An 8429-nucleotide genomic window follows, 5' to 3' on the forward strand; every position below is an offset into this window, starting at 1 on the left:
CTCGAGGCCCTTGTTCATTAGCGTCGCCGAATCGACCGAGATCTTGGCGCCCATCGACCAATTGGGATGCTTGACCGCCTGTGCCGGGGTGACGCGCGCCATCTCCTCGCGGCTCAAGGTGCGGAATGGGCCGCCGCTGGCGGTGAGGATGATGCGGCGCACGCGCGATGGATCGTCGTGCGGAAAGCATTGGAAGACGGCGTTATGTTCGGAATCGACCGGCAGCAGGGTCGCCCCCGCCCCCTGCGCCGCCTGCGTCATCAGCGCTCCGGCGAGAACGAGCGATTCCTTGTTGGCGAGCGCGACCGTCTTGCCCTGGCGGAGGGCGGCCATGACCGGTTTCAGGCCGGCGGTGCCGACGATCGCCGCCATCGTCCAGTCCGCGCCCAAAGCCGCCGCCTCGCAGATCGCGTCGCAGCCGGCCGCCGCTTCGGTATCGGTGCCCGCCAGTGCCGCCTTGAGCGCGGGATAGAGGCTGGCGTCCCCGATCACCGCCCGGCGGGCGCGCGTGCGGCGTGCGGCGGCGGCGAGGCCTTCGACATCGCGTTGCGCGGTGAGCGCGAGCAGTTCGAACCTGTCTCCCTCGCGCTCGATCAGGTCGAGCGTCGAGCGGCCGATCGATCCGGTCGCGCCGAGGATGGTGATCGACCGCGCCGTCACAGATTGCCGTTCGCAACCAGAGCCGCGACCAGGATCGCGACCGGCAACAGGCCGTCGATCCGGTCGAGCAGCCCGCCATGGCCGGGCAGGATCTTGCCCGAATCCTTGACGCCGGCATGACGTTTCATGCCGCTTTCGAGGAGATCGCCGAGCTGCGCCACTACCGCCAGCAAAGGCGCCAGCCACAAAGCGCGGGTCGGCAAATGGCCGAATTTGACGATCAGGGCGCCGACGATCGCGGCTGCGACCATGCCGCCGATCAGCCCTGCCCAGGTCTTGTTCGGGCTGATCACGGGCGCGAGCCTGGGGCCGCCGATCGCGCGGCCGGCGAAATAGGCGCCGATGTCGGTCGCCCACACGATCGCCAGCGTCCACAAGGCGAGCGCGAAGCCCAAAGGCTGCTCACGCAGGAACAGGATGGCGATCGCCGCCGTACCGATATAGCCGACGCCGACCGCGGTCAGCGCCGCCTTCGGGAACATCGCCATCAGCATCGCCGCGATCAGCAGCAAGGCGAGCGTGGCGCGATCCGTGCCCCACAGCATCGGCAAGGCGTAGCTCATGCCGACCAGCAGGAAGAGAAGGCCGATACCGAGCCGTGCGCGGTGCGCCCGCACCAGCCCGGCCCATTCGATCAGCGCGATCGCCGCACCGATCGTGAGCAGAATCCACAGGCTCGCGCCGCCGAGCCACAGCAGGAGAATCGCGACCGCCGCCAGCGCGATCCCGATCACGCTGCGCTGGCCCAGATCGGATTTGGCTTCAGCGGCCGCCATAACGCCGTTCGCGCCGCCCGAAGGTGGCGATCGCCTGTTCGAGCGCGGCACGGTCGAAATCGGGCCAGAGCGTCTCGACGAACAGCAATTCGGCGTAAGCGGACTGCCACAGCAGGAAATTGGACAGGCGCTGTTCGCCCGACGTGCGGATGACGAGATCGAGGGGCGGCAGTGGCGCGGTGTCGAGCCGGGCGTCGAACGCATCGGCGTCGATCGCATCAGGATCGAGCGTGCCGTCCCGGGCATCGGCCGCGATCGTGCGGATTGCGCGCAATATCTCGTCCTGCGCGCCGTAGTTGAGCGCCAGTACCAGCGTCAGGCCGCGATTGTCGGCCAAACGGGTGCGGGCCGCTTCCAGATCGCCGACGATATCGGGGTCGAGCGCACGCCAGTCACCGATCAACTCGAGCCGCACGTCGTTGCGGTCGAGATCGGCGACCTCGCGGCGCAGATAGAAACGCAGCAGCCCCATCAGATCCGCGATCTCGGTTTCCGGCCGGCGCCAATTCTCCGATGAGAAGGCGTAAAGCGTCAGCGCTTCGACACCGAGTTCGCTCGCGGCCTTGATGGTGCGGCGCACCGCTTCCATGCCCGCGCGGTGGCCGGCGACGCGCGGCAGCAGCCGTTTCTTCGCCCAGCGGCCATTGCCGTCCATGATGATCGCGACATGGCGCGGAACGGCCAAGCCGTCCCCGCCGGTGGGCATAGGCGAGGCCGAAGCCGAGCTCACTTGCCCAGGATTTCCTTTTCCTTGGACGCGGTCGCGGCGTCGATCTCGGCGATCGTGCTGTCGGTCAGCTTCTGGACATCGCCTTCGCGACGCTTGCGATCGTCCTCGCTGATCTCACCCTTCTTCTCGTCGGTCTTGAGATTGTCCATGCCGTCGCGGCGGACGTTGCGTGCCGCGATGCGCGCCTTTTCGGCATATTGGCTGGCGAGCTTGGCCAGCTCCTTGCGGCGCTCCTCGGTCAGATCGGGGATTGGAATCCGCAGATTCTGCCCATCGACGATCGGGTTGAGGCCAAGACCCGCAGAGCGGATCGCCTTGTCGATCGGGCCGACATTGGATTTATCCCATACCTGCACCGAAATCATGCGCGGTTCGGGCACGGAGACGGTGGCGGCCTGGTTCAACGGCATGTGGCTGCCATAGACCTCAACCGTGACCGGATCGAGCAAACTGACCGACGCCCGGCCGGTGCGCAGGCCCTGCAGATCATGCTTCAGCGCCTCCACCGCGCCGTGCATGCGGCGTTCGAGATCGGCCTTGTCATAGGCGGCCATGAAGTCACTCCCCTGAATTGCGGACGATCGTGGCCGTCCCGTTGCCCGCGAGCACCTTGGCCAAATTGCCTTGCTCGCGGATGTTGAACACGACGATCGGAATAGCATTGTCACGGCAGAGCGCTACCGCGCTCGCATCCATGACCTTCAGATTATCCGACAATACTCTGTCGAAAGTCACTGTTTCATAACGTTTTGCGGTCGGAACCTTTTTCGGATCGGCATCATAGACGCCGTCGACCGAGGTGCCCTTGAACAAGGCATCGCACTTCATCTCGGCGGCGCGGAGCGCGGCACCGGTATCGGTGGTAAAGAACGGGCTGCCGACGCCGGCGGCGAAGATCACCACCCGCCCCTTTTCGAGATGGCGTTCGGCGCGGCGGCGGATGAAGGGTTCGCACACCGATGCCATCGGGATCGCCGACTGAACGCGCGTGTCGACGCCGATCTGCTCGAGCGCATTCTGCACCGCGAGCGCGTTCATCACGGTCGCGAGCATGCCCATATAATCGGCGGTCGCGCGTTCGATGCCCTTGGCGGCGGCGGAGAGGCCGCGGAAGATATTGCCGCCGCCGACGACAATGCACAGCTCGAAGCCGGCCTCACGCGCGGCGGCGATCTCGCCCGCGACGCGCGCGGTCATGGCGGGATCGATGGCGAGACCATCCGCGCCCATCAGCACCTCGCCCGAAAGCTTGAGCAGGATGCGTTTGAACGGCGGCTGCGTCATGCGCTGGAATAATCCGATGTTACAAGGAAACGGCGCACACCTTAGAGGTGCGCGCCGTTCCTGAAAACCCTCCCGAACGAGAGGGTGTTACAATGTTATACGCCTGCCGCAGCAGCAGCCACTTCGGCGGCGAAGTCGCTGACTTCCTTCTCGATGCCCTCGCCGAGCTGGAAACGGACATAATCCGTCAGCGCGATCGAGCCGCCGGCATCCTTGGCCGCCTGCGCGATCACGTCCGAAATCTTGGTCTTGTTGTCCATCACGAACAGCTGCGAGGTCAGCGCGTTTTCCTTGCGGAACTTGGCGATCGCGCCTTCGACCATCTTCTCGATGATGTTCTGCGGCTTGCCCGAACCGGCGGCCTTTTCCATCGCGATCGCGCGCTCGCGCTCGACCAGCGCCTCGTCGAGGCCCTCTTCGTGCAGCGCGAGCGGGTTGGCGGCGGCGATGTGCATCGCCAGGCTCTTGCCGAGCGCCTCGATCTTGTCGACCGGAGCAGACCCTTCAAGCGCGACCAGCACGCCGATCTTGCCGATACCGGTACCGGCGGCGTTGTGGACGTAGGACACGACCGCGCCCTCGTTCACCGACACGACCTTGGCGCGGCGCAGCTGCTGGTTCTCGCCGATCGTGGCGATATTCGCGGTCAGCTTGTCCTGGACCGAGCCTTCGGCCCCCGGATACGACGTGCCGGCAAGCGCCTCGATGCTGTCGCCAGTCAGCGCCAGCTTCGAAACGGTGCGCACGAAATCCTGGAACTGCTCGTTCTTGGCGACGAAATCGGTCTCGGAATTGACCTCGACCGCCGCACCCTTCTTGCCCTCGACCGCAACGCCGACGAGGCCTTCGGCTGCCGTGCGGCCCGACTTCTTGGCGGCGGTGGCGAGGCCTTTGGTGCGCAGCCAATCGATCGCGGCTTCCATGTCGCCGCCATTCTCGGTCAGCGCCTTCTTGCAATCCATCATGCCGGCGCCCGAGCGCTCGCGCAGGTCCTTAACGGCAGCAGCGGTGATTTCCGCCATGTGCATTCCTTTCAAATGTAAGCGAGTGCCCCCGCCGCAGCGGAGGCACATCAGCTCGAACAGGCGCCCGCCCCCAAAGGGCCAGGTGCACCAGAAATGTTACGCCAGCGCTTCTTCGGCCGGCGGGGCTTCGGCGGAGCCGATATCCTCGCCCGACGCAGCGCGGCCCTGGGCGTTGCCGCGGGTGGCTGCCTCGGCGACCGCCTCGCAATAGAGACGGATCGCGCGCGATGCGTCGTCATTGGCCGGGATCGGGAAAGCGATGCCGTCAGGGCTGACGTTCGAATCGAGGATCGCGACGACCGGGATGCCGAGCGTGTTGGCTTCCTTGATCGCCAGCTCTTCCTTGTTGGCGTCGATCACGAACATCACGTCCGGAATGCCGCCCATGTCGCGGATGCCGCCGAGGCTCTGCTCGAGCTTGTCGCGCTCGCGGGTGAGCTGCAGCACTTCCTTCTTGGTCAGGCCGTGCGTGTCGCCCGAAAGCTGCTCCTCAAGGCTCTTGAAGCGCTTGATCGAGCCCGAGATCGTCTTCCAGTTGGTGAGCATGCCGCCCAGCCAGCGATGGTTGACGAAATGCTGGTTCGACTGGCGCGCCGCATCGGCGATCGGATCCTGCGCCTGACGCTTGGTGCCGACGAACAGCACCTTGCCGCCGGCGGCGACGGTCGTGCTGATGAAGTCGAGCGCGCGTGCGAACAACGGCACGGTCTGCGACAGATCGATGATGTGAACCCCGTTGCGGTCGCCGAAGATGTAAGGCTTCATCTTCGGATTCCAGCGATGCGTCTGGTGACCGAAATGTGCACCTGCGTCGAGCAGCTGCTGCATGGAAACGGCACGTGCCGCCATGGTAATTCTCCTAACCCGGTTGAACCTCTGTGGAGCAGGAACCGCAGATTGCTCCGCGGCACCGGTATGGATGCTCCACATGTGGAATGGGCGCGCACTTAGTTGGGGATTCCGGAATTTGCAACCCTGCTCCGGTGTGGAAATGCCGCTTGACTACAGAACAAAACATGAACATATGGAACGAGTTCGTACCAACCCTGTTTCGACCGCACCCTTTTCAAGGCGGGCGAAGCCAGCCGGAGATCGTTCGATGCTTCAGACTGTTGCGACCATAACCTCCCTGGCCCTCGCGGTCGGCGCCTTGGCGTTGATCGCGGCTTTGCTCGCCGACGACTGGCAAATGGTGGTGCGGGCGTTCCGCAACGCACCCCAATTCCAGCCTTTGCCCCTCGCCGTCCAGGCACGCGTGACGATCAGCGATCGCCGCGCCCGTGTCGTGCGGGTCAGCTCGCAGTCGGTTCCGCAGCGCGCCGCCGCTTGACCTTCGCATAAGATCGGACCGCGAAGGGTATTGCGGCGGAATAAACGAGGGTGATGACACCCAAGGTTGCCCATGGAGCACTCGCCAGGGCGGCGCCGGTCAGGCCTATCATCACCAAGGCCGGCAGGCGGAATTCACGGCGCAGGCGGAACGAGCTCCAGCCGTAGGTCGCCAGATCGGAAATCATCAGGAAAGCGACGAACAAGGTCCACGGCGCGACCAGATAGGTGCGCGCGAAGATATCCTGCACCGCCGGCAGATCGGCATCGCGCAGTGCCAGCCACAATATCACCGGTAATAATGCCATACCGGCTCCGGCCGGCGCTGGAACGCCGGTCAGGAAACCCGCCGATTTGCGCGGCTGCATTTCGCTATCCATCTGCGAATTGAAACGCGCGAGCCGAAGCGCGCAGCACACCGCGTGCGCCAGCGCGATCACCCAGCCATATTTGGGGATATATTGCAGCGTCCACAGATAGAGGATCACCGCCGGCGATACGCCGAACGCGATCACGTCGGATAGCGAGTCGAGCTCCGCCCCGAACTTGCTCTCGGCCTTGAGCAGGCGCGCGACGCGGCCATCGAGCCCATCCAGCACACCGGCAATGACGATCGCGCCGACCGCTTTCTCCCACTCGCCCGCAATCGCGAAGCGGATGCCGGTCAATCCGAAGCAGAGCGCAAGCGCGGTCACCGCGTTCGGCATCACCGCGCGGAGCGGGATACCGCGCCGCGTTCCGTGGGGACGGATCAAATCGTGGGCCTCATTGCGCGACGCCGCTCGCGGGCTCGCTGTCGCCGATCCGCCCGAGAATCGTCTCGCCCGCAATCGAACGCTGGCCGGGCGTGACCTTGGCAGCGGTGCCCGCCGGCAGATAGACGTCGACCCGGCTGCCGAAGCGAATCAGGCCAACGCGCTGGCCGACTGCGACCGTGTCGCCCGATTTGACGAACGGCACGATCCGGCGCGCGACCAGGCCGGCAATCTGGGTGAAGCCGACCAAGGTGCCGTCGCTGCCGGTCATCAGGAAATGCTGGCGCTCATTCTCCTCGCTGGCCTTGTCGAGGCTGGCGTTGAGGAACTTGCCGGCGATGTAGACCACGCGGCTGACCGCGCCCGAAATCGGCGCACGATTGATGTGGACGTCGAACACGCTCATGAAAATCGACACGCGCAGGCACGGGCCCGGCGGCAATCCGCCCTCCCCGCCCAGTTCGAACGGCGGCTCGACCTCCTGGATCATCGTTACGAGGCCATCGGCGGGCGAGACGATCAGCCCCTTTCCCTGCGGCACGCTGCGGATCGGATCGCGGAAGAAGGCCGCGACCCACGCGGTGACGCCGACCATCGGCCATGCGAGCACATGCAGGTGGACGATATACAAAAGCGCGGTGATTCCCGCGGCTATCACCACGAACTTCCGGCCTTCGGGGTGGACGGCGGGCCAGCGCCATTGCGCGCTCGGCGTTGTCAGGGTGGTGTCGGACCGGGTCTCGATAGGGCTCATGGTCGCGCTTTCTAGGCGTCGGCTTGCTGCCTGACAATCTTGTGCACATGCGATCTGCCTCAAGACTTTGATCGTCCCGACCGTCCGGCCGGGGCGTGAATCAAGGTCTCGATCATTTATCCGGAGCCTGATTCACTTCATCGGTGGAAGCGCGGAAGGCGCTTCCACCGATGAAGATCAGGCTCTAGGAGGCGCGCAAACCTTCCATCACGGGAATAAGCGCACATGGCGAAGATCAAGGTGAAGACCCCCGTCGTCGAGATCGACGGCGACGAGATGACCCGGATCATCTGGGAATGGATCCGTGAACGCCTGATCAAACCCTATCTCGACATCGACCTCGAATATTACGACCTCAGCGTCGAGAATCGCGACGCGACCAACGATCAGGTCACGATCGACAGCGCGCACGCGATCCAGAAATATGGCGTCGGCGTGAAATGCGCGACGATCACACCCGATGAGGCCCGCGTCGAGGAATTCAGCCTCAAGAAGATGTGGAAATCGCCTAACGGCACGATCCGCAACATCCTGGGCGGCGTCATCTTCCGCGAGCCGATCGTAATTTCCAACGTGCCGCGTCTCGTGCCGGGCTGGACCAAGCCGATCGTCGTCGGCCGCCACGCCTTTGGAGATCAGTATAAGGCGACCGACTTCAAGGTGCCCGGCAAGGGCAAGCTGACCATGAAATGGCAGGGCGAGGATGGCCAGGCGATCGAGCACGAAGTGTTCGACTTCCCCGCCGCCGGCGTCGCGATGGGTATGTACAACCTCGACGAGTCGATCCGCGACTTCGCGCATGCCAGCATGAACTATGCGCTGGGCCGCGGGTGGCCGCTCTATCTGTCGACCAAGAACACGATCCTGAAGGCCTATGATGGCCGGTTCAAGGATATCTTCGAGGAAGTTTTCACAAGCGAATTCAAGGATAAGTTCCAGGATGCTGGTATCGTCTATGAGCATCGCTTGATCGACGACATGGTTGCTAGCGCGCTCAAGTGGCACGGCGAATTCGTCTGGGCCTGCAAGAATTATGACGGCGACGTCCAGTCGGACACGGTCGCGCAGGGCTTCGGCTCGCTGGGTTTGATGACGTCGGTGCTGATGAGCCCCGAC

Annotated in this window: 10 protein-coding genes and 1 pseudogene; 2 read left to right on the top strand and 9 right to left on the bottom strand. The window is 64.4% G+C overall.

Features of this window, described 5'->3' with window-relative positions:
• The 7 genes and pseudogenes from VK533_RS15705 to rpsB all read right to left on the bottom strand — a co-directional run.
• Nucleotides 1-660, bottom strand: a pseudogene (locus VK533_RS15705) (1-deoxy-D-xylulose-5-phosphate reductoisomerase); the annotation flags it as partial.
• Nucleotides 657-1436, bottom strand: a complete 780-nt coding sequence (locus tag VK533_RS15710) for a phosphatidate cytidylyltransferase (protein ID WP_324379414.1) — start codon at nt 1434-1436, stop codon at nt 657-659. The gene VK533_RS15710 and the pseudogene VK533_RS15705, both read right to left, overlap by 4 nt.
• Nucleotides 1423-2142, bottom strand: a complete 720-nt coding sequence (locus VK533_RS15715) for an isoprenyl transferase (protein WP_324379416.1) — start codon at nt 2140-2142, stop codon at nt 1423-1425. The genes VK533_RS15710 and VK533_RS15715 overlap by 14 nt, the downstream gene beginning before the upstream one ends.
• A gap of 20 nt (nt 2143-2162) precedes the next feature.
• The gene (gene frr / locus VK533_RS15720) at nt 2163-2720 is read right to left on the bottom strand and encodes a ribosome recycling factor (protein ID WP_324379418.1); all 558 of its coding nucleotides are present in this window, start codon (nt 2718-2720) and stop codon (nt 2163-2165) included.
• A 4-nt stretch (nt 2721-2724) separates the two neighbouring features.
• Nucleotides 2725-3450 carry a UMP kinase gene (gene pyrH, locus VK533_RS15725; RefSeq protein ID WP_324379419.1) on the bottom strand — a complete coding sequence of 242 codons (726 nt, stop codon included), beginning with the start codon at nt 3448-3450 and terminating at the stop codon, nt 2725-2727.
• A gap of 95 nt (nt 3451-3545) precedes the next feature.
• Nucleotides 3546-4472, bottom strand: coding sequence for a translation elongation factor Ts (gene tsf / locus VK533_RS15730; RefSeq protein WP_324379421.1), 927 nt, complete (start codon nt 4470-4472; stop codon nt 3546-3548).
• A 99-nt stretch (nt 4473-4571) separates the two neighbouring features.
• On the bottom strand, nt 4572-5324 hold the full coding sequence (rpsB, locus tag VK533_RS15735; protein WP_324379423.1) for a 30S ribosomal protein S2: 753 nt from the start codon (nt 5322-5324) through the stop codon (nt 4572-4574).
• A 250-nt stretch (nt 5325-5574) separates the two neighbouring features.
• Here rpsB and VK533_RS15740 point away from each other — a divergent pair, with 250 nt between their 5' ends.
• A complete protein-coding gene (locus VK533_RS15740) occupies nt 5575-5805 on the top strand; it encodes a hypothetical protein (RefSeq protein ID WP_324379425.1) in 231 nt (76 codons plus the stop codon).
• On the opposite strand, the gene VK533_RS15745 is transcribed toward VK533_RS15740, so the two are convergent.
• Both VK533_RS15745 and VK533_RS15750 read right to left on the bottom strand, forming a co-directional pair.
• Entirely contained in the window at nt 5768-6511 is a 744-nt protein-coding gene (locus tag VK533_RS15745) for a phosphatidylcholine/phosphatidylserine synthase (RefSeq protein WP_324379431.1), read from the bottom strand. The genes VK533_RS15740 and VK533_RS15745 overlap by 38 nt on opposite strands.
• A gap of 58 nt (nt 6512-6569) precedes the next feature.
• Nucleotides 6570-7304, bottom strand: coding sequence for a phosphatidylserine decarboxylase (locus VK533_RS15750; protein WP_414712323.1), 735 nt, complete (start codon nt 7302-7304; stop codon nt 6570-6572).
• Nucleotides 7305-7538: 234 nt separating this feature from the next.
• Here VK533_RS15750 and VK533_RS15755 point away from each other — a divergent pair.
• The coding region (locus VK533_RS15755; protein WP_324379429.1) for an NADP-dependent isocitrate dehydrogenase at nt 7539-8429 on the top strand (891 nt) is incomplete at its 3' end.

This window comes from Sphingomonas sp. (assembly GCF_035317925.1).
Taxonomy (GTDB): Bacteria; Pseudomonadota; Alphaproteobacteria; order Sphingomonadales; family Sphingomonadaceae; genus Sphingomonas_I.

Coding starts and splice junctions, on each gene's coding strand:
- VK533_RS15710 (WP_324379414.1), bottom strand. CDS start 1,436: ATGGCGGCCGCTGAAGCCAAATCCGATCTGGGCCAGCGCAGCGTGATC.
- VK533_RS15715 (WP_324379416.1), bottom strand. CDS start 2,142: ATGCCCACCGGCGGGGACGGCTTGGCCGTTCCGCGCCATGTCGCGATC.
- frr (WP_324379418.1), bottom strand. CDS start 2,720: ATGGCCGCCTATGACAAGGCCGATCTCGAACGCCGCATGCACGGCGCG.
- pyrH (WP_324379419.1), bottom strand. CDS start 3,450: ATGACGCAGCCGCCGTTCAAACGCATCCTGCTCAAGCTTTCGGGCGAG.
- tsf (WP_324379421.1), bottom strand. CDS start 4,472: ATGGCGGAAATCACCGCTGCTGCCGTTAAGGACCTGCGCGAGCGCTCG.
- rpsB (WP_324379423.1), bottom strand. CDS start 5,324: ATGGCGGCACGTGCCGTTTCCATGCAGCAGCTGCTCGACGCAGGTGCA.
- VK533_RS15740 (WP_324379425.1), top strand. CDS start 5,575: ATGCTTCAGACTGTTGCGACCATAACCTCCCTGGCCCTCGCGGTCGGC.
- VK533_RS15745 (WP_324379431.1), bottom strand. CDS start 6,511: ATGCCGAACGCGGTGACCGCGCTTGCGCTCTGCTTCGGATTGACCGGC.